We start from the raw sequence: 20,155 nt of genomic DNA, 5'->3' as shown, positions 1-20,155 counted from the left end.
ATCTGGCTATACTTGCTCGCGTTGACTGATATTGGGATGCGCGTCATTGGCTGGTTGCAGTTATGTCGTACTCTCGACGGACGCTGAGTCCGGTTTCAGTCTTGCACAACCCCGACCCCCGGACCGGCTCATCCAACCGGGTGAAATTTCGGTCACCAATCAATGAGGTCAATAATGTTATTTAGTGGCAAAGCGCTATCCGTGCAGATGCTGGACAACGGCATCGCGGAACTGAAGTTCGATCTGGAAGGCGAGTCCGTCAACAAGTTCAATCGTCTTACCGTGGCGGAGTTTTCCGACGCACTGGATGCGATTGAAAAGGCTGGCGACATCAAGGGCCTGCTGCTGACCAGCGGCAAAAGTGTATTTATCGTCGGTGCTGATATTACCGAGTTTGGCGGTGCGTTTTCCGCCGGCGCGGAAGGTATCGCCGACCTGATGAACAAAAACAACGAAAACATCAATCGCCTGGAAGATCTGCCGTTCCCGACCGCGGTCGCGATCAATGGCTTTGCGCTGGGTGGCGGTTTTGAAGTCTGCCTGGGTTGTGATTTCCGGGTGATGGGCGAGCAGGCGAAAGTCGGCCTGCCGGAAGTGAAGTTGGGACTGATCCCGGGCTGGGGCGGCACCGTTCGCCTGCCGCGCGTGGTGGGTGTGGACGTCGCCGCCGAGTGGATTGCCGCCGGCAAAGAGCAGCGCCCCGATGCAGCGCTCACCGCTCACGCGGTTGATGCGGTAGTGCCGACAGAAAGGCTGAAAGACGCAGCGCTGAAACTGCTCGGTCGCGCCATCTCCGGCGAGCTGGATTACACGGCGCGTCGCGAAGTCAAGAAATCCCCAATCCCGCTGAATGACACCGAAGCGCTGATGGCGTTCTTCACCACCAAGGCGTTCGTGGGCCAGCAGGCGGGGCGCAACTATCCCTCCCCGGTCAATGCAGTAACTTCTATTGAGCAGGGTTACAAGCTGGGTCGCGATGAAGCGCTCAAAATCGAGCAGCAGCAGTTTATCGCCAGTGCGCAGACCGAAACCGCAAAATCCCTGGTCGGCCTGTTCCTGAAAGATCAGCTGGTAGGAAAAGTTGCCAAGGGCTGGGAAAAGAAAGCCGACAAGAAAATCGAGCGCGCCGCCGTATTGGGCGCGGGCATCATGGGGGGTGGTATCGCCTACCAGTCCGCCTACAAAGGCACCGCGATCAAGATGAAGGACATCAACCAGGCTGGTATCGACCTCGGCCTGAAAGAGGCTAACAAGCTGCTGTCCAAAATGGTTGAGCGCGGTCGCATGAGTGCGCACCAAATGGGCGAAGTGCTCAACCGTATCGAACCGACCCTGAGCTACGATGGTTTCGACAATATCGACGTCGTGGTTGAAGCCGTGGTGGAAAACCCGAAGGTAAAACACGCTGTTTTGAAAGAAGTTGAGGGCAAGGTCTCTGAAGATACCGTGATCGCCTCCAACACTTCGACCATTTCCATCGATAGCCTGGCGGAGCCGCTTTCCCGTCCGGAAAATTTCCTCGGTATGCACTTCTTCAACCCGGTACACAAAATGCCGCTGGTGGAAGTGATCCGCGGTGAGAAAACCTCGGAAAAAGCGGTTGCTCGAGTTGTGGCCTATGCCAACAAAATGGGCAAAAAGGCGATTGTTGTGCGCGACTGCCCCGGATTCCTGGTGAACCGCGTACTGTTCCCTTACTTTGCCGGTTTCGCCATGCTGGTGCGCGATGGCGCTGACTTCCAGCAGGTCGACAAGGTGATGGAGCGCTGGGGCTGGCCGATGGGCCCGGCTTACCTGATGGATGTGGTCGGTATCGACACCGGCGTACATGCGGAAAAAGTGATGGCAGAAGGCTTCCCCGAGCGTATGGGCAAAACCTTTACTGCCGCTTCTGATGTTATGTACGAAGCTGGTCGCTACGGCCAGAAAAATGGCAAGGGCTTCTACGTTTACGAAGAAGACAAAAAAGGCCGTCCGAAAAAAGTGGCCTCGGAAGAAACCTACGAACTGCTCAAGCCGCACGTGGCTGACCGTCGTGAATTTGAAAACGATGAGATCGTTGCGCGCATGATGGTGCCGATGGCGACCGAGCTGGCTCGTTGTCTGGAAGAGGGTATCGTTGACTCCCCGGCAGAGGCAGATATGGCCCTTATCTACGGTATCGGCTTCCCGCCCTTCCGCGGTGGTATTTTTGCCTGGCTGGACAGCATCGGCCTGGATAACTTCGTGAAGATGGCTGAGCAATACAGCGATCTGGGTGAGCTGTACAAGCCCACCGAAGGTATGCGCGAAATGGCTGCCAATGGCAAAACCTACTACGGCGACAAGTAAGGAGAGTTTCCATGAGTCTGAATCCTAGAGATGCCGTAATTGTCGACTATGCGCGTACCGCCATGGGCCGATCCAAGAACGGTGTATACCGCAACGTGCGTGCGGATGACATGTCGGCAGAGCTGCTGCGAAAGTTCCTGCAGCGCAACGACAAACTTGACCCGAAAGAAATCGATGACGTGATCTGGGGCTGTGTAATGCAGCGTGATGAGCAGGGCTTCAACGTGGCGCGTATGATCGTGCTGCGCGCAGGCCTGCCGCACACCGTTCCGGCGCAGACCGTAAACCGCCTGTGCGGTTCTTCCATGTCTTCCCTGCACACTGCGGCGGCCAATATCCAGGCTGGCGTAGGTGATGTATATGTGGTCGGCGGTGTCGAACATATGGGTCACCTGAACATGATGGAACATGTGAGCCCGAACCCGATGCTTGGCCGCTATATGGCAAAGGCCGCGGGTTCCATGGGGATGACCGCGGAATATCTGGCGATGATGCATGGCATCCAGCGCCAACAGATGGACGAGTTCGGTGCGCGCTCACACCAGTGCGCTGCGAAAGCAACGGAAGAGGGTAAATTCGCCCGCGAAATCATTGCGATCGAAGGTCACGATGATGACGGTGTGCCGGTGCTGGTAGAAAAAGACCAGACCATTCGTCCGGAAACCACGGTAGAGGCGCTCGCACAACTGAGACCGGCGTTCGACCCGAAGCACGGGCAGGTGACCGCGGGAACTTCCTCGCAGATTACCGATGGTGCGTCTGTCATGCTGGTGATGTCTGCCGAGCGTGCCCAGGCCCTCGGTCTCACGCCCATCGCGAAAGTACGTGAAATGGCGCTTGCGGGTGTGGATCCGTCCATCATGGGATACGGCCCTGTGCCTTCCACCAAGAAAGCGCTCAAGCGCGCCGGGCTTACCATTGAAGATATCGACAAGGTCGAGCTGAACGAGGCCTTTGCGGCTCAGGCATTGCCGGTGCTGAAGGATCTCAACCTGCTCGACGCTATGGACGACAAGGTGAACCTGTACGGTGGTGCTATCGCGCTGGGTCACCCCTTCGGCTGTTCCGGTGTGCGCATCACCGGCACACTGCTGACGGTCATGCAAAATGAGGGTGGCAATCTCGGTGTTTCGACCATGTGTATCGGTCTGGGGCAGGGGATCACCACCATCGTTGAAAGGGTCTGATCGTCCCTTGAAGCCAAATAAGAGGGGCGCCATTTGGCGCCCCTCTTATTTGCTTGAGCGCAAAATACTGCGAGGTTCCAATTTGGCTCCGCTGCATTGTGCGTTTGCCCGAATTAGTCGCAAAAGTGACTGAAAGAGTGTCTGGTAGCGGGCATCTGTTGAAGCCCTGTGTTCGCTGTGGCACAATCTGCTCCCCTTGTTGCGAGCCAGCTGGGTTTTTCGTCAAAAACTCATGCAAATCAAGAAGTTAGCGGCGAGGGGAAAGTTGGGGACGTGGTGGAATTGGTAGACACGCCAGGTTTAGGTTCTGGTGCCGCAAGGTGTGGGAGTTCAAGTCTCCCCGTCCCCACCAACAAGATTTACACAGTCCGTGCCGTGAGCGCTGTTCTTCCTGCAGTAGGGGGAAAGAGTGGTGGCGCGGACTGTTTGTATTTGGCGGCCGGTTTATCGGCGCTACGCTAATCGCTGGTGCTGGGATGCGTTTCCTTCAGCCCGGCATCTGTGAAGAGAAGAGTCTCACGAGGAATAACATGCAGGTTTCCATCGAAACAACTTCCGGTCTGGAACGTCGCTTAACGGTCAACTTGCCGGCAGAGGTCGTTGATAAGGAAGTGGACAAGCGCCTTCAGCAGGCAGCCAAAACCGTTCGTATCAACGGTTTCCGCAAGGGCAAAGTGCCGCTGAAAGTCGTGCGTCAGCGTTTTGGTGATGGCGTCCGTCAGGAAGTCCTGGGTGAGGTAATGAGCCGCTCTTTCTACGAAGCGGTTCAGAAAGAGCAGGTCAAGCCGGCCGGTCAGCCCAGCATTGAAGCCAAGAGCATCGCTCCCGGTGAAAATCTGGAATACGTAGCGACTTTTGAGGTTTACCCGGAAGTTGCTCTGGCCGATCTGGCGGAAGTTTCCATCGAACGCCCGGTTGCCGAAGTGACCGACGCGGATGTCGACAACATGATCGACGTACTGCGCAAGCAGCAGTCCGGCTGGAAGGAAACCAAGCGCAAGGCCCAGAAGGGTGATCGCGTAACCATCGACTTCGTTGGTCGTAAAGACGGTGAAGAATTCGAAGGTGGTAAAGCGGAAGGCCAGCGTCTGGTGCTGGGCTCTGGCAACATGATCCCCGGTTTCGAAGACGGCATCATTGGCATGAAGCCCGGTGAAGAAAAAGAAGTGGAAGTAACCTTCCCGGAAGAGTACCACGCAGAAAACCTGCGCGGTGCCAAGGCGGTGTTCACCATCAAGGTAACCGACTCCGAGAAGCCGGAGCTGCCTGAACTGAACGACGAATTCTTCGCTGCTTACGGTGTGGATGCCGGTGGTGAAGAGAAGTTCCGCGAAGAGGTTCGCAGCAACATGCAGCGTGAGCTGAAAAATGCTGCTCTGAACAAGGTCAAGACTCAGGTCATGGACCAGCTGTTTGACAAGCACCAGGTAGAAATTCCTGCTGCTCTGGTAAAAAGCGAAGTCAATACCCTGCGCGGCCAGATGATTCAGCAGTTTGGTGGTCAGATCAAACCGCAGGACGCTGCCAGAATGCTGCCGGACACCATGTTTGAAGATCAGGCCAAGCGTCGCGTGGTTCTGGGTCTGGTGGTAGGTGAAATCGTTAAGCAGAACAAGATTGCTGTGGATGGCGATCGCGTAAAAGCCAAGGTTGAAGAACTGGCTTCTACCTATCAGCAGCCGGAAGAGGTGGTTGACTACTACTTCAACAACCGCGAGCTGCTGGCTGGTGTTGAGTCTGTAGTGCTCGAAGATCAGGTAGTTGATTTTGTGCTGGACAAGGCCAAGGTTAGCGAGGTGGAAAGCACTTACGACGACGTAATCAAGCCGCAGAAGCAGGCGTAAGATTGCGAAAAAACGGCCACCTCTAGGTGGCCGTTTTTTCTTCTGCACTTTATCCGCACGTAATACTTTTCTGAGATTTTTGCCTGCGAGTCTTCAAGCATCTTTCCATCGCCTTTTATGCCTATCCCTGGTTCCCGTGGGGCGCCGACTTTGTCTTTCACCCCAGCTGGCTTTATCGTCGCCGAGCAGTTAAGCTCAGGTTGACCCGATTTTCTGAAAGTTGTGCCTTTATTGAGCAGGCAAGCTATCAGTCCGCCTAATACGCCGAAAAAGGAAGCATCGTATCCATGGCTTATTTTGATTACCCCGCTAAATCCAATGACATTATGGCTGCCAGTGGTCTGGTTCCGATTGTGGTGGAGCAGACCGCGAGAGGGGAGCGCTCTTTCGATATTTATTCCCGGCTGCTGAAGGAGCGGGTGATTTTTCTGGTGGGCCCGGTTGAAGACCACATGGCCAACCTGGTGGTGGCACAGTTGCTGTTCCTGGAAGCGGAAAACCCGGACAAGGACATTCATCTGTACATCAACTCGCCAGGTGGTTCCGTCACCGCCGGCATGTCAATTTACGACACTATGCAGTTCATCAAGCCGGACGTCAGCACCATGTGCATTGGTCAGGCTTGTAGCATGGGCGCATTTTTGCTCAATGCTGGTGCCAAGGGTAAGCGCTTTGCGACCCCGAACTCCCGTGTGATGATTCACCAGCCGAGTGGTGGTGCTCAGGGGCAAGCGTCAGATATCCACATACATGCTCAGGAGATCCTGAAAATTCGCAAGCGTCTGAATGAGTTGATGGCGCATCATGCGGATCGCAGTTTGGCGGATATCGAGCGCGATACCGAGCGCGACCATTTCATGAGTGCGGATGAAGCCAAAGAGTATGGTCTGGTAGATGACGTACTTGCCCGTCGGCAAATGCCACTTAAGTGACGCCTCTCTTCACTTGAGTTGATATTAAATGCCTATGGATCGGTGGGGCAGCGTAGAACTGTCCTACCGATTTTGGCAGTGTTAGAACATCCTTTGGGCGCGATTCGCCGGGACTTGCGGTAAGGATAAAAAACTTGAAAATCCTGCCAAAAGGCCGCATCTTGGTTATGAACCCTATTTGCCACCGCATTTCGGCTGGCTGCCCAGACCACGGAGTACATAGATGACTGATAAGAACAGCGGAGACGACAACGGCAAACTCCTTTACTGTTCCTTCTGTGGCAAAAGCCAGCAGGAAGTACGTAAACTTATCGCGGGTCCATCTGTTTACATTTGCGATGAATGTGTTGAACTCTGCACGGATATTATCCGTGAAGAGGTTCAGGAAGCCGTAGATGGTGACGATTCCCGTCTGCCTACTCCCCAGGAAATTACCGAAATTCTCGATCAGTATGTGATCGGGCAAACCCGCGCCAAAAAGGTGCTGGCGGTTGCGGTGTACAACCACTATAAGCGTTTGCGCACTACCAAGAGTGTGAAGGGCAAGGAAGATGTTGAACTGGGTAAGTCCAACATTCTGCTGGTTGGTCCTACCGGCAGTGGTAAAACCCTGCTCGCGGAAACCCTCGCGCGACTGCTGAACGTACCATTTACCATTGCGGATGCCACTACACTGACCGAAGCCGGTTATGTGGGTGAAGACGTAGAAAACATCATTCAGAAGCTGCTGCAGAAGTGCGATTACGATGTAGAGAAGGCCCAGCAGGGTATTGTTTACATCGATGAAATTGACAAGATTTCTCGCAAATCTGACAACCCATCCATCACCCGGGATGTTTCCGGTGAGGGTGTGCAGCAGGCGCTGCTGAAGCTGATTGAAGGCACGGTAGCGTCTGTGCCCCCGCAGGGTGGTCGAAAGCATCCTCAGCAGGAATTCCTGCAGGTGGACACCTCAAACATTCTGTTTATCTGTGGCGGTGCGTTTGCAGGCCTCGACAAGGTGATTCGCGATCGTTCGGAAAAGGGCGGCATCGGTTTCTCTGCCGAAGTGAAATCCAAAGACAGCAAGGGCAACTTCGGTGAAGTCCTGCTGGATCTGGAACCTGAAGATCTGGTGCGTTACGGCCTTATCCCCGAGTTTGTCGGTCGTCTGCCGGTCACTGCGACCCTCGAAGAGCTGGATCGCGCGGCGCTGGTGCAGATTCTGACGGAGCCCCGTAACGCGCTGACCAAGCAGTATGCCAAGCTGTTTGAAATGGAAGGCGTTGAGCTGGACTTCCGTGCCGATGCGCTGGATGCCGTAGCCTCCAAAGCGATGGAGCGCAAGACCGGGGCGCGCGGATTGCGCTCGATCATGGAGTCGGTGCTGTTGGAGACCATGTACGATATTCCGTCCATGGACAACGTGGCCAAGGTAGTCATCGACGAGGCTGTGATCAAAGGCGAATCAACTCCGTTGCTGGTTTATCAGCAGGCCGAAGCCCAGAAAGCGGCACCCGAAGAGTAACCCCTCTGCGGGCGCACTATTTGAAGACAGAGAAAGCCCCAATTTGGGGCTTTTTTTTGTGCCTGAAATTCCGTGTTGTTTTAGTTGCTATTTTTCGGTCAAAGTATATTTCTGTGCTATGAAAGGGGGAGTGTCCGGAATTTCGGGTCACTTCGACCGGTGTCGATTGTGATGAATTAAACTTATTTTGCTGCGCTGGTCGAGCTGGCCTTGTTATTCTGGGGGGCGCCCCCAATTTAGGATTCTGACTGGCGCTCAACCGGAATTCACAGTCACACTGCCCGGTGATGGATAAGTCGCCAAACTGGGGTGGTCAGAAGTCACCCCTAGGCCGAGAGGAGTTATATGGACCAGCCATCCGAGAACTTGAACGAATACCCCTTGTTACCGCTTCGCGACGTTGTGGTCTACCCCCATATGGTGATTCCGCTGTTTGTGGGTCGGGAGAAGTCCATTGATGCGCTGGAGCAGGCCATGCGCAGTGATAAGCAAGTGTTGCTGGTCGCGCAGCGACAGGCTTCGGAAGATGATCCAGGCGCCGACGATGTATATCGCGTGGGGACAGTGGCAAGTGTATTGCAGCTATTGAAGCTCCCGGATGGCACGGTAAAAGTGCTGGTAGAGGGAGGGCACCGGGTCAAGGTGGAGGAAATCGTCGAGGGCGAGGGGCACTATCGCGCTACGGTTTCGCCGCTTGAATCCGAGGAGTTGCCGGAAGCTGAAGCGGAAGCACTGGTGCGTTCCGCCATGTCGCAGTTTGAGCAATATGTCACCGTCAGCAAGAAGGTGCCCAACGAGGTAATGACTTCGCTCTCGGGCATCGACGAACCTGGTCGTCTCGCAGATACGATTGCGGCACACATGTCGTTGGATTTACCGCAGAAGCAGGAGTTGCTGGAGACCATTAGCGTCAAGCAGCGCCTGGAGCATCTGCTGGGTCTGATGGATTCGGAGATCGACCTGATTCAGGTCGAAAAGCGTATCCGCGGGCGGGTGAAAAAGCAGATGGAGAAAAGCCAGCGCGAGTATTACCTGAACGAACAGATGAAGGCGATTCAGAAAGAGTTGGGCGAAATCACTGAAGAGCCCAATGAAGTCGAAGAGCTGGAAAGAAAGATTGCAGATTCCGGCATGTCTGCGGAAGCGGAGAAAAAGACCCGCGCGGAATTGGGCAAGTTAAAAATGATGTCGCCGATGTCCGCCGAGGCATCGGTCCTGCGCAGTTATATTGACTGGATGCTCAGTGTGCCGTGGAAAAAGGCCAGTCGTGTGCGCCACGACCTGGTCAAGGCAGAGGAGATTCTTAACAAGGATCACTACGGTCTGGAAGAGGTCAAAGAGCGTATTCTCGAGTACCTCGCGGTCCAGAAACGCGTCAAGAAAGTCAAAGGCCCAATCCTCTGTCTGGTAGGGCCTCCCGGTGTGGGTAAAACCTCGCTAGGGGAATCTATCGCCCGCGCAACCAATCGCAAATATGTGCGTATGGCGCTGGGTGGCGTGCGCGATGAGGCGGAAATTCGCGGCCATCGCCGGACCTATATTGGCTCCCTTCCCGGCAAACTGGTGCAGAAAATTGCCAAGGTGGGAGTGAAGAACCCACTGTTCCTGCTTGATGAAGTGGACAAAATGGGTATGGACCACCGCGGTGATCCTGCCTCGGCACTGCTCGAGGTGCTGGATCCAGAGCAGAACAAGTCGTTCAATGACCACTATCTGGAAGTGGACTACGACCTGTCGGATGTGATGTTCGTATGTACCTCCAACTCGATGAATATTCCGGGGCCGCTGCTGGATCGGATGGAGGTCATCCGTATTCCCGGTTACACCGAGGATGAAAAGCTGAACATAGCCCAGCGCTACCTTATTCCGAAGCAGCGCAATGCGGCCGGGCTTAAAGCGGAAGAGCTGGAAGTTACCGACGAAGCCGTGCGCGATGTCGTTCGCTATTACACCCGTGAAGCAGGGGTACGCGGACTCGATCGTGAAATGGCAAAAATCTGCCGCAAAGTAGTGACAGAGCATGTGCGCAAGGGAACTACTAGCAAGGTGGTGGTTAAGTCCGAGCAATTGGAAGAATTACTTGGTGTGCGCAAGTTTGACTATGGTCGTGCGGAAGCGGAAAACAAGATTGGCCAGGTAACCGGGCTTGCATGGACCGAAGTGGGGGGGGAGTTGCTTACCATTGAAGCATCCGCCGTCGCTGGCAAGGGCCGCGTGATCAAAACCGGTTCTCTTGGCGATGTAATGCAGGAGTCCATCCAGGCTGCGCTCACTGTGGTGCGTGCGCGTGCCCAGGCGCTGGGCGTTGCGCCGGATTTCCATGAAACCCGCGATATTCATATTCACGTCCCCGAAGGCGCGACACCGAAAGATGGTCCGTCAGCGGGTATTGCCATGTGCACGGTACTCGCTTCTGTGTTGACCAATATCCCGGTGCGTGCAGACGTGGCTATGACTGGTGAAATTACCCTGCGTGGCGAAGTGCTGCGTATTGGAGGGCTCAAAGAGAAGCTGTTGGCAGCGCATCGTGGGGGTATCAAGACGGTATTGATTCCAGCGGACAATGAGCGTGACCTGAAAGATATTCCAGACAACATCCAGCAGGATCTCGTGATCAAGCCGGTGAAATGGATAGATCAGGTCTTCGAATACGCGCTGGAAAAAATGCCAAGCCCTCTCAGTGATGAAGAGTATTCAGCGCTGCAGAAGCAGGCAGAAGAGCGCTCCCAGCGCTCAATCCAGACGCACTGAGTGGCGCCAGCCTGACGGATATCTGATTCGTTGCCAGTAAAACCTGGAGGGCTTTCGGGCCCTCTTTTTGTGTGTGTTTTTTGAGCTTTTTCTGTGGCACTGGTGGTCGTATTTCATCGATATGGAGGCGATTTCTATCGATCTCGGCCTTATTTATCTGGCGCCAATCTTTTATTTGTGCCTCGGATAAAAAACCGTTGAACAGGGAGATAGAAGTCGCGTAGAGTACGCAGCCTGCGCGAGTGCAGGCTAAAAAATGAACTCGGCGGACATTGCCTGAACAGGTGTGATTTAAAAATGTCCAACTCCCCGCAAAGCCGCGTGGTTCCTTGACCCACCAACAGGCAGTTGGTATAAAACGTGGCTTGTTGCGCTGCGGGGGAGCCGCAGGCGATTAAAATTCGACTGCAAAATTGCGTGAATGCGCCTCACCAATTAGAGGCAGCAACAGACCAAACATACACACCTAGAAACCTAAACCTAGACCTAGAAAAGAACAGAGGGATATAGCGTGAATAAGTCCGAACTGATTGAAGCCATCGCCGCATCTGCCGACATTCCGAAGGCAGCTGCTGGCCGTGCTCTGGACGCCATGGTAGAAAGCATTACCGACGCACTGAAAAAAGGTGATCAGGTTGCTCTGGTTGGCTTTGGCACTTTCGCTGTCAAAGAGCGCGCTGCGCGCACTGGCCGCAACCCGCGCACCGGCGACCCCATCGAAATCGCCGCTGCAAAAATCCCGAACTTCAAAGCTGGTAAAGCTTTGAAAGACGCGGTGCAATAAGAAGCCTTGTAATAAACAATGCTTCAAAGAGGCGTATCAATTGGATGCGCCTTTTTTGTTTCTGAGTCATTGAATTTTTCATTTGGATCCACGGATTTAGGCCGGATTCAGCGAGCAAGATAAATCTTCCGGAGGCAGCCGTTTCGGTACTGTTTGCCCGGGGAGCCGCTCGTTGGAATAACAATAAACAGTGATCCAATTGTGTACAGATAAGAGTTAAATTCGGAGCTGAATATGCTTCAGTCCATGCGTGACAACCTGAAAGGAACGGCTGCCGTTATCGTTGCAGCGCTGTTCGGATTTATTATGGTTATCGGTGGAATTGATTTTTTCACCGGCGCCGGTGGTGATTCGGCCAACAAGGCGGCCGAAGTAAATGGCGAAAAAATTTCCAATCAGGATCTGCTGAGAGCGATCCAGAATCGCCGCAATATGATTGAAAGCCAGTACGGCGAAAGTGTACCCGCTGACCTGTTGACCGACGAGCAGCTCCGCGGCCCGGTACTGCAGCAGTTGGTCAGTTCTGCGGTGATGCGCCAAGCGGCTCTGAAAAGTGGCATGGTGATGAGTACTGTTGCTGTTGATAAAGAAATCGTACAGATGCCTGGTTTTCAGGTGAATGGACAGTTCGATCAGCAGATGTTCCGCGACGGACTGCGTCGCATGGGATACAGCCCTGCCGGTTTCCGTCAGCTGCTGGAGCAGGAAATGGTCATGCAGCAGTTCGCGGGCAGTATTTCTGACAGCGCGTTTGCGACCCGCACCGGTGCCGAAAAGGTGGTTGCAGTTTCCATGGAGGAGCGCGACTTCGATTACGTGACTCTTTCTGCTGCACCGCTCCTGGAGAATATCCAGGTCGCTGATGAAGAGATCCAGTCGTATTACGACGAGCACCAGCAGGACTTCCAGCGTCCCGAGCAGGTAGCCATCGAATATATCGAACTGACGCCCGAGCTGTTCGCCGGCAATATTGATATTGCTGACGAAGATGTGCGTGCCCAGTACGATCAGGAAGTGAAAAACTTTCAGGCGAACATCCGTCGTCATGCCGCACACATCCTGATCGAGGGTGATGACGAAGCGGCGCAGAAGAAAATTGCAGAAGTTCAGGGCAAGCTCAACGAAAGCGGCGATTTCGCGGCGCTGGCAAAAGAGTACTCCGATGACATCATTTCCCGCGAGGAGGGTGGTGACCTGGGCTTTACCAGTGGCGATGTGTTCCCTGAGTCATTCGAAGATGCGTTGGCGAACTTGGAGGTTGGCCAGGTTTCCGGTCCGGTGAAAACCGACGACGGTACACACTTCATCAAGTTGATTGAAGTTGCAGATGCCGAGCCGCCGACGTTTGAGGAGCGCCAGGCTGCCATTGCCGCTCGTCTGCGCAGTGCAGAGGCAGAGCGTGAATTTGTAGATGCGATAAGTCGTCTCGGCGATCTTGCCTACAACGCGCCATCGCTGGCAGAGCCGGCGGAAGAACTGGGTGTATCCGTGCAGAAATCCGCATTGTTCTCCCGTCAGGGTGGTGCAGGAATTACCGCAGATGGCAAGGTGATCGCGGCTGCCTTCTCTCCCGAGGTGATGGAGGATGGCAATACCTCTGATGTACTCAATCTCTCGGACAACCACTCGCTAGTACTCAAGGTCGTTGAGCACAAGCCCGCGGGTGTGAAACCGCTGGACGAAGTGAAAGTGGAAATCGCCGAATTGCTGAAGCGTCAAAAGGCGGGTGAGCAGCTGGCGAGTAAGGCAGAGTCCATCGAACAGCAGGCGCGCTCCGGTAAGGCCCTATCCGATGTGGCCAGCGCTGAGGGGTTGACTCTGGAAACCAGTGACAACACCCGCCGTGGCGGCTTCGGTGCACGCGCTGAGGTGGTTGACCAGGTGTTTGCAATGGGTGCACCGAAAGCCGGTGCCAAGAATCTGGCGCACTTCAAGCTGGCGAGTGGCGATGTGGTGGTTGCACAATTGCGTGCGGTACGTCCGGGCGACCTTTCTCGCCAGAGCAAGGAGCAGCGGGACGCGTTGTTGCAGCAGCTGGCTTCCATGCAGGGTGAATCTGAGTTGGCTGCAGTGCAGAAGTATCTCGCTAGCAAGGCTGATATAGAAATTTCAGGCGGCGAGTAATGAGAGTCAGGGGGTTGGCGCCCCCTGAACCCCAGGCATAAAAAAACCGGCGATATTCGCCGGTTTTTTTATGCCTGGGGTTTGGGGTTCAGCCGCTGGCAGTTGTGTCCACGAACAGTGTCAGACGCTGTCCGGGTTGCAGATAACCGTTCTTGCTGAGCTTGTTCCAGCGAACGATATCGCTGATGTCAATGCTGAACTTGCGGGCGATACGGTAGAGGGAGTCGCCGCTACGCACCTTGTAGGAAACCTTGCGGGTAGTACGGCTCTGGGTGTCGCTGTTGCTGCTATCGCTGTAGGCGACCAGAGTCTGTCCCGGGCGCAGGGTGTCACCTGCAGCCATATTGTTCCAACTGGCGAGCTCTCTCACCTTGACGTTCATGGAGCGGGCAATTCCCCAGAGGGTATCTCCCGGGCGTACGGTGTAGTTGGTTTTCTGGCCGTTTCCGGAGGATTGGCGGCGCTGAACCCGCTGGTCAATGGAGTAGGCGTACTGCGTACCGGGTCCCGATGCACTGGGGATCAACAGGGTCTGACCGGCGCGGATGCCACTGTTGCGCAGCTTGTTGGTCTGCTGTATCGCGGCAACGGTGGTTTCATAGCGTCGGGCGATCACGGAAAGGGTGTCTCCGCGCGCAACCCGATAGCGCTGCCAGGTAACCCGCTGATCGGTCGGCAGCTTGTCGAGTGCCTCGAGGAAGTGTGCGCTTTTGTCGCTCGGGATCAGCAGTCGGTGGTCGCCATCGGGGTCGGTCGCCCAGCGGCTATAGCCGGGGTTGAGCAGGTACAGCTCCTCAATTTCCACTCCGGCCAACTCCGCGGCTTGGGCCAGGTCGATCTGGCTGCCGACGTTTACGGCCGTATAGTACGGGCTGTTACCCACCTCGTGCAGCGGTACCTGGTAGTGCTCGGGAGAGGATACGATTTCAGCCAGCGCCAGCAGTTGCGGAACGTAACGGCGAGTTTCTCGCGGTAATTTGAGGTCCCAGAAGCTGGTGCCTTTGCCGTTGCGCTGATTGCGCTCGATGGCCCGTCTCACGGTGCCCTCACCGGCATTGTAGGCGGCGAGCACCAGCAGCCAGTCGCCGTCAAACTTGGCTGCCAGATAGTTGAAGTATTCTGAGGCGGCGCGGGTTGATTCAACCACATCCCGGCGCCCGTCGTACCACCAGTTTTGATTGAGGCCAAAGGAGCGGCCTGTTGCCGGTATGAACTGCCACATACCGGAAGCCTGGGCGTGCGAGTAGGCGAAGGGGTCGTAAGCGCTCTCTACAATGGGCAACAGGGCAAATTCCATTGGAATATTGGCCTGTTCCAGTTGTTCCGCGACGTGGAAGATGTAGCGGCGGGAGCGTTCGGTAACCTTGGCCATGTAGCCTTGGTTGGTGGAGAAGTAGTTGACGTATTCCCGGACTTTGGGGCGCTGCAGTTGTCTGTCGAGGGTGAACCCCTGGCGCAGTCTCTGCCATATGTCCGTTGGCGGAAGTGCAGCCTCAGAGGTGTCGAGTATGTTCTCGCTGATGCTGCGCACTTTTGCGGCTTTCGCGGTGCTGCTGTTGGGGTCGATTTGGGTAGCGGTGTCTGTAGCTTGTGGCGCGGAATCTATTTGCGCACAGGCCCCCACAGTCGCTGCGAGGATCGCAGCGGCTAATTTCTTATAAACCATTCTGGTGTCCGCAGTTTGTCGTTATCTTGTTGCTCTAAGCATGGCGGTGCCCGGTGCGGACGCCTGTCGCCTCTATATTCGAGTAATACGCTTGAGCTCAGGTTTGTAGTGGTCTGATTCTAAAGAGAGACTTTGGTTCCGGTCAATGCAACTTGCTCAAAAAGTGTCCTTCCAACGGCGTAAAGTGGCGAAAATTTCGACAGGAGTTGCATTTGTTGAGGCTCCCCGGCTGTTGACCTGAGCCCGTATCACCGGGGATTCGGTGCGCAAAAACGGGTTGGTGGCGCGCTCGATAGCGATGGTGGAGGGTAGGGTGGGGCGGTTCTCGGCGCGCATCCGGCTCGCGGATACCTGGCGTGCTTCTAGCTCCGGGTTCCCCGGTTCCGCGGCCAGCGCGAATTTCAGATTGGATAGGGTGTATTCATGGGCGCAGTAGACCCGTGTGTCCGCAGGCATGTTGGCGAGCCGGGTAAGGGACTGGAACATTTGCTCGGGAGTGCCCTCGAACAGGCGGCCACAACCCGCGGCAAACAGGGTGTCCCCACAGAACAGATGCCGCCCTTCATCGGTGTGCAGTACCAGTGCGATATGGTCGAGAGTGTGTCCTGGTACCGCCAGTACATCCCACTGGTGATCCATCAGGGACAGCTGGTCGCCATCGGTCAGCGGGTGGGTAACCTGAGCAATGGTCGCCGGTCCATAAACCGGGCAGTGATACGCTTGAACCAGGGCTGGAACGCCACCGGTATGGTCCGGATGATGGTGCGTCAGCAGAATTCCCGCCAGTTTGTTGTTTCCCAGAGCCTTGAATACCGGCTCTGCATCGCCCGGGTCGACTACCCAGTGTTGATCTTCGGACTGAAGATGCCAGATATAGTTGTCATTGAACGCCGGAATCGGGCGGATTGTGATCATTGGCGGTCCCCGCTAACCTAGGTGTGTTTCCCGAGATGCTTGATAGAGGCAGTTCCGGCAACGTTAACACATGTCGGCAGACACAGGCCGACTGTTGATTCAGCAAAGTGCAGTCGTAGCGGCACGGTGTTGGGCGTCTGGGAGCAATGTAAAAAATCCGACGATTATCCAACAGTTAAAGGAGTGGCAGATGGGGTGGAGTTCGGATCGAAAAACCCTGTTTTCGCGTAGGGATAGTGTGCTCCCACCGCTGGCGGAGTCCTGTCCAGATTTGAGTGCATGGTTTCAGTCGGGGCTGGGGCAGGAAATCCTGACCCAGCAGTTGGCGCTTGCCCAGCCGTTGGTAGAGGGGTTGTTCGGTTATCACCTGATGCAGGCCAGCGTGGCGAAGCAGGTGGATTTCGCGGCGTGCAGCAGGATCAATCACCGGTTCCGTTTGAGTCCTTGCGAGGGTGGTGGTGGCGCGGCGCTGGTAGAGTTCGAGCAGCTGCCGCTGCCCTCGGAGTCTATCGATGTGGTAATCCTGCATCATCTGCTGGATTTCTCACCCCATCCCCATCAGGTGCTGCGGGAGGCAGCGCGGGTGATGATACCCGGCGGTCATATGGTGTTGATCGGATTTAATCCCTTTTCATTGCTGGGTCTTTCGCGGATTTTTCGTTCTTCCAGTCCCTATCAGCGTGGTAATCAGTTGCGTGCGGCACGGATTGAAGACTGGATGAACCTGCTCGATCTACAGGCTGGACCTGTGGAACGCGGCTTCTTTCGTCTGCCACTACAGCAGCCTGACTTGCTGGCCAGAACGGTGTGGATGGAGAGGATGGGGAGCCGCTGCCACTTGCCGTGGGGTGGGTTTTACATCATAGTCGCGCGCAAAGAAGTCGCTCGAATGCGCACCATCAAAATTGACTGGCGCGGGGAGAAAAAGCCTGCCTTGCGGGCCGTACCCAGCAGTCCTCGGGTTGCCGCCAGAGATCGTCACCAAAAGCGTTAGCCGCGAATATGCGGCTGCGCAGACCAGAATTTGAGTTCGGCCATGGGCCGAACAGCGAGTCCAACAAAAAGAGCCCGGTTTGAAACACGTTACCATATATACCGATGGCGCCTGCCGTGGAAATCCCGGCCCGGGAGGGTGGGGCGCACTGCTGATGAGTGGCACTGCCGAAAAAGAACTGTACGGAGGGGAAGCCCTCACCACCAATAATCGTATGGAGCTCCTGGCCGCGATCAAGGCGCTGAGTGCGCTTAACCAGCGCTGCGAGGTAGATTTGCACACTGATTCCCAGTATGTGCGCCAGGGTATCACCGGCTGGATCAATAACTGGAAGCGTAACGGCTGGAAAACGGCAAACAAAAAACCAGTGAAAAATGCCGACCTATGGCAGGAACTGGATGCCGCGATCGGCCATCACGAGGTGCGCTGGCATTGGGTTAAGGGCCATGCCGGTGATCCGGGAAACGAACGTGCGGACGCGCTTGCGAACCGCGGAATTGATCAGCTGGGGGGATAATCACATGCGTCAGATCGTTCTGGATACCGAAACAACGGGCCTGGATCCCAAGTCCGGTCACCGGATTATCGAAATTGGCTGCGTAGAGCTGGTCAATCGCAAGCTCACCGGGCGCCACTACCATCAGTACATCAACCCCGAGCGTCAGGTGGACGACGGGGCCATCGAAGTGCACGGTATTACCAACGAATTTCTCGTCGACAAGCCGGTCTTTGCCCAGATTGCCGATGAATTCATGGCGTTTTGTGACGGCGCAGAGCTGGTGATACACAATGCGCCGTTCGACGTTGGGTTTATCAATGCTGAGCTAAAGCGTCTGGGTAATCCCCGCTGGCAGAGTGTGGCTGCGCACTGCGGTGTGCTGGATACACTGGCGCTGGCGCGGGAGAAGCACCCGGGGCAGAAAAACAACCTGGACGCGTTGTGTAAGCGCTATTTTGTCGACAACTCACAGCGGGACCTGCACGGGGCACTGCTCGATGCCGAAATCCTCGCCGATGTTTATCTGATAATGACCGGCGGCCAGACGGATCTGGCGCTGGCTGGGGCGGACAATGGCGGTGACCAGAAGGAAGATAAGCAAACACAGCAATTGGATGCCGGTGCGATTCGTCGCTTGAGTGCGGATAGGGCGCCGCTTGCCGTGGTGCGCGCGAATGCAGAAGAGCTGGGGGCGCACGAGCAGTTTCTCGGGTTGTTGGAAAAGTCCGCGGGCAAGCATTTCTGGTGATCCGCGCCAGGAAAAAACCACATAAAGACAAAAGGGGCCATTGGCCCCTTTTGTCTTTATGTGGTCTGTGATCTCACTCTAGAGCGCATAAACCACACACACCAATGCAACTATCGTCAGTACTACGGTGTAGGGTGCGGCCATCATTACCATGCGACCGTAGGATAGGCGAATCAGCGGTGCCAGTGCGGACGTCAATAGAAACAGAAACGCCGCCTGTCCATTGGGGGTCGCTACGCTCGGCAGATTGGTGCCGGTGTTGATTGCGACGGCCAGTTTATCGAAGTGTTCGCGGGTGATGTCGCCTGCGGTTAGTGCTGTCTTGACTTCATTGATGTACACGGTGGCAACGAACACATTGTCACTGATCATGGAAAGAATGCCGTTAGCCAGGAACAGCATGCCCGGTTGCTGTTCCGGTTCCAGGCTCAGTACGAAATGGGTAACGGGTTCAAACAGGTGTTGCTCGTGAATCACGGCAACAATGGCAAAAAATACCACCAGCAGCGCAGTAAATGGCAGTGCCTCTTCGAAGGCGTGACCGATACGCGCTTCCTGGATCACGCCGTTGAAAGCGGTCAGCAGGACAATGACCATAAGGCCAATGATGCCCACTTCCGCCACGTGAAAGGCGAGTGACAGCACCAGAATCACGGCCACGATTCCCTGAATCCAGAGCTCTACAACATCCCGCTGGGTGCGTTTCTGTTCCTGTTCACTGGCAAAGTTTGCCAGTACTTCGCGGACGGCAGTGGGCAATTGTGCTCCGTAACCGAACATTTTTGCTTTCTCCAGCAATATGCAGGTGATCAGTCCGGCGGCAAAGGCGGGCATGGTCACAGGGGCCATATTGATAAAGAAATGCGCGAAGTCCCAGCCAGCCTTTTCCGCAATCAGCAGGTTTTGTGGCTCTCCCACCAGGGTGCAGACCCCCCCGAGTGCTGTGCCCACGGCGCCGTGCATGATGAGGCTGCGCAGGAATGCGCGAAACTGGTCGAGATCTGAGCGGTGGTATTCGACCACTTCATCATCGTGGGAGTGATCGTGATCCTGCTGCGCCTGGCGATTGGAGGCGACCTTGTGGTACACCGCGTAAAAGCCTACGGCCACACTGATCAAGACCGCGGTTACGGTCAATGCGTCGAGAAATGCCGAGAGAACCGCAGATACACCACAGAAAAGCAGCGATAGCGTTGTTTTTGAGCGCACACTAATCAGCAGTTTGGTAAACACATATAGCAGCAGGCTCTTCATGAAGTAGATGCCGGCAACCATGAACATCAACAGCAGGATGACCTGAATATTGTCGGTGACTTCACGAAACACAGAGTCACTGCTGGTCATGCCCAGCAGGACCGCCTCAATGGCCAGCAACCCGCCCGGCTGTAGTGGGTAGCACTTCAGTGCCATCGCCAGGGTGAAGATGAACTCTCCGATCAGCACCCAACCGGTAATGAACGGGGAGGTGGTGTGCAGCAGAATTGGATTGATAATCAGAAATACGGCAATGGTCAGCTTGTACCAGTCCGGTGCCTCGCCGAGAAAATTATCGCTGAAGGCGCGGCTCAGTCCACCGCCAGCCCGGGGCATCGAGTCATTGAGAGCGTTCATTTTTTTAACAACTTCCTTAGATCTCTGTGAACCCGTCCCGATACTGCTGGGAGGTCGATCGAAAACCTACCCACTTCCGAAGGAAAATTCAATTGGTTTTACCAGTTCGATGGGTTGAGGAAGCGTTTTGTCGATTGTTCGGTGGAAATTGAAGGTTTAAAGGTGGACTCTTGTACGGTTTGGTATAAATTGCCCTGTAATCAGGGGGCCGACGCTATGCCATAGGGCAGGTGCCGTCGGGATCGGAAGTTCAATTTGTGAA

The 20,155-nt window shown here is 55.3% G+C and carries 14 protein-coding genes and 1 tRNA gene; 12 read left to right on the top strand and 3 right to left on the bottom strand.

Features of this window, described 5'->3' with window-relative positions:
• Window positions 1-174 precede the first annotated feature (174 nt).
• The 9 genes from fadB to VIL80_RS11225 all read left to right on the top strand — a co-directional run bounded on the left by fadB (window position 175) and on the right by VIL80_RS11225 (window position 13,460).
• Window positions 175-2,331: a fatty acid oxidation complex subunit alpha FadB gene (fadB, locus tag VIL80_RS11265; RefSeq protein ID WP_332036207.1), complete on the top strand. Its 2,157-nt coding sequence runs from the start codon at window positions 175-177 to the stop codon at window positions 2,329-2,331.
• Between the two features lie 11 nt (window positions 2,332-2,342).
• Window positions 2,343-3,518 carry an acetyl-CoA C-acyltransferase FadA gene (fadA, locus tag VIL80_RS11260; RefSeq protein WP_332036206.1) on the top strand — a complete coding sequence of 392 codons (1,176 nt, stop codon included), beginning with the start codon at window positions 2,343-2,345 and terminating at the stop codon, window positions 3,516-3,518.
• Window positions 3,519-3,785: 267 nt separating this feature from the next.
• Window positions 3,786-3,870, top strand: a tRNA-Leu gene (locus VIL80_RS11255).
• Between the two features lie 178 nt (window positions 3,871-4,048).
• Window positions 4,049-5,362 carry a trigger factor gene (gene tig / locus VIL80_RS11250; protein WP_332036205.1) on the top strand — a complete coding sequence of 438 codons (1,314 nt, stop codon included), beginning with the start codon at window positions 4,049-4,051 and terminating at the stop codon, window positions 5,360-5,362.
• A gap of 287 nt (window positions 5,363-5,649) precedes the next feature.
• Window positions 5,650-6,294, top strand: a complete 645-nt coding sequence (gene clpP, locus VIL80_RS11245) for an ATP-dependent Clp endopeptidase proteolytic subunit ClpP (RefSeq protein ID WP_332036204.1) — start codon at window positions 5,650-5,652, stop codon at window positions 6,292-6,294.
• Window positions 6,295-6,517: 223 nt separating this feature from the next.
• Entirely contained in the window at window positions 6,518-7,801 is a 1,284-nt protein-coding gene (clpX, locus tag VIL80_RS11240; RefSeq protein ID WP_332036203.1) for an ATP-dependent Clp protease ATP-binding subunit ClpX, read from the top strand.
• Window positions 7,802-8,146: 345 nt separating this feature from the next.
• Window positions 8,147-10,552, top strand: coding sequence for an endopeptidase La (gene lon, locus VIL80_RS11235; protein ID WP_318953848.1), 2,406 nt, complete (start codon window positions 8,147-8,149; stop codon window positions 10,550-10,552).
• Window positions 10,553-11,063: 511 nt separating this feature from the next.
• The gene (hbs, locus tag VIL80_RS11230) at window positions 11,064-11,336 is read left to right on the top strand and encodes a non-specific DNA-binding protein Hbs (RefSeq protein WP_105104404.1); all 273 of its coding nucleotides are present in this window, start codon (window positions 11,064-11,066) and stop codon (window positions 11,334-11,336) included.
• A 234-nt stretch (window positions 11,337-11,570) separates the two neighbouring features.
• Window positions 11,571-13,460, top strand: a complete 1,890-nt coding sequence (locus VIL80_RS11225; protein WP_332036202.1) for a SurA N-terminal domain-containing protein — start codon at window positions 11,571-11,573, stop codon at window positions 13,458-13,460.
• 88 nt (window positions 13,461-13,548) lie between these two features.
• Here the strand turns inward: VIL80_RS11225 and VIL80_RS11220 are convergent, their stop codons facing one another.
• Both VIL80_RS11220 and gloB read right to left on the bottom strand, forming a co-directional pair.
• Window positions 13,549-15,126, bottom strand: coding sequence for a LysM peptidoglycan-binding domain-containing protein (locus VIL80_RS11220; protein ID WP_332036201.1), 1,578 nt, complete (start codon window positions 15,124-15,126; stop codon window positions 13,549-13,551).
• A gap of 156 nt (window positions 15,127-15,282) precedes the next feature.
• Window positions 15,283-16,041: a hydroxyacylglutathione hydrolase gene (gene gloB / locus VIL80_RS11215; RefSeq protein WP_332036200.1), complete on the bottom strand. Its 759-nt coding sequence runs from the start codon at window positions 16,039-16,041 to the stop codon at window positions 15,283-15,285.
• A gap of 190 nt (window positions 16,042-16,231) precedes the next feature.
• Here gloB and VIL80_RS11210 point away from each other — a divergent pair, with 190 nt between their 5' ends.
• The 3 genes from VIL80_RS11210 to dnaQ all read left to right on the top strand — a co-directional run bounded on the left by VIL80_RS11210 (window position 16,232) and on the right by dnaQ (window position 18,282).
• Complete coding sequence (locus tag VIL80_RS11210) at window positions 16,232-17,035, top strand: class I SAM-dependent methyltransferase (RefSeq protein WP_332036199.1); 804 nt, start codon at window positions 16,232-16,234, stop codon at window positions 17,033-17,035.
• A gap of 79 nt (window positions 17,036-17,114) precedes the next feature.
• Window positions 17,115-17,552 carry a ribonuclease HI gene (rnhA, locus tag VIL80_RS11205; protein WP_332036198.1) on the top strand — a complete coding sequence of 146 codons (438 nt, stop codon included), beginning with the start codon at window positions 17,115-17,117 and terminating at the stop codon, window positions 17,550-17,552.
• Between the two features lie 4 nt (window positions 17,553-17,556).
• Window positions 17,557-18,282, top strand: a complete 726-nt coding sequence (gene dnaQ, locus VIL80_RS11200; RefSeq protein WP_332036197.1) for a DNA polymerase III subunit epsilon — start codon at window positions 17,557-17,559, stop codon at window positions 18,280-18,282.
• 78 nt (window positions 18,283-18,360) lie between these two features.
• Here dnaQ and nhaB read toward each other — a convergent pair whose 3' ends face one another.
• Complete coding sequence (gene nhaB, locus VIL80_RS11195; protein ID WP_332036196.1) at window positions 18,361-19,893, bottom strand: sodium/proton antiporter NhaB; 1,533 nt, start codon at window positions 19,891-19,893, stop codon at window positions 18,361-18,363.
• Window positions 19,894-20,155 lie beyond the last annotated feature (262 nt).

The organism is Microbulbifer sp. (assembly GCF_036563125.1).
Taxonomy (GTDB): Bacteria; Pseudomonadota; Gammaproteobacteria; order Pseudomonadales; family Cellvibrionaceae; genus Microbulbifer.
Note: the sequence above shows the minus strand (reverse complement) of the source record. Positions and strands in the feature narration are given on the sequence as shown.

Coding starts and splice junctions, on each gene's coding strand:
- fadB (WP_332036207.1), top strand. CDS start 175: ATGTTATTTAGTGGCAAAGCGCTATCCGTGCAGATGCTGGACAACGGC.
- fadA (WP_332036206.1), top strand. CDS start 2,343: ATGAGTCTGAATCCTAGAGATGCCGTAATTGTCGACTATGCGCGTACC.
- tig (WP_332036205.1), top strand. CDS start 4,049: ATGCAGGTTTCCATCGAAACAACTTCCGGTCTGGAACGTCGCTTAACG.
- clpP (WP_332036204.1), top strand. CDS start 5,650: ATGGCTTATTTTGATTACCCCGCTAAATCCAATGACATTATGGCTGCC.
- clpX (WP_332036203.1), top strand. CDS start 6,518: ATGACTGATAAGAACAGCGGAGACGACAACGGCAAACTCCTTTACTGT.
- lon (WP_318953848.1), top strand. CDS start 8,147: ATGGACCAGCCATCCGAGAACTTGAACGAATACCCCTTGTTACCGCTT.
- VIL80_RS11225 (WP_332036202.1), top strand. CDS start 11,571: ATGCTTCAGTCCATGCGTGACAACCTGAAAGGAACGGCTGCCGTTATC.
- VIL80_RS11220 (WP_332036201.1), bottom strand. CDS start 15,126: ATGGTTTATAAGAAATTAGCCGCTGCGATCCTCGCAGCGACTGTGGGG.
- gloB (WP_332036200.1), bottom strand. CDS start 16,041: ATGATCACAATCCGCCCGATTCCGGCGTTCAATGACAACTATATCTGG.
- VIL80_RS11210 (WP_332036199.1), top strand. CDS start 16,232: ATGGGGTGGAGTTCGGATCGAAAAACCCTGTTTTCGCGTAGGGATAGT.
- dnaQ (WP_332036197.1), top strand. CDS start 17,557: ATGCGTCAGATCGTTCTGGATACCGAAACAACGGGCCTGGATCCCAAG.
- nhaB (WP_332036196.1), bottom strand. CDS start 19,893: ATGAACGCTCTCAATGACTCGATGCCCCGGGCTGGCGGTGGACTGAGC.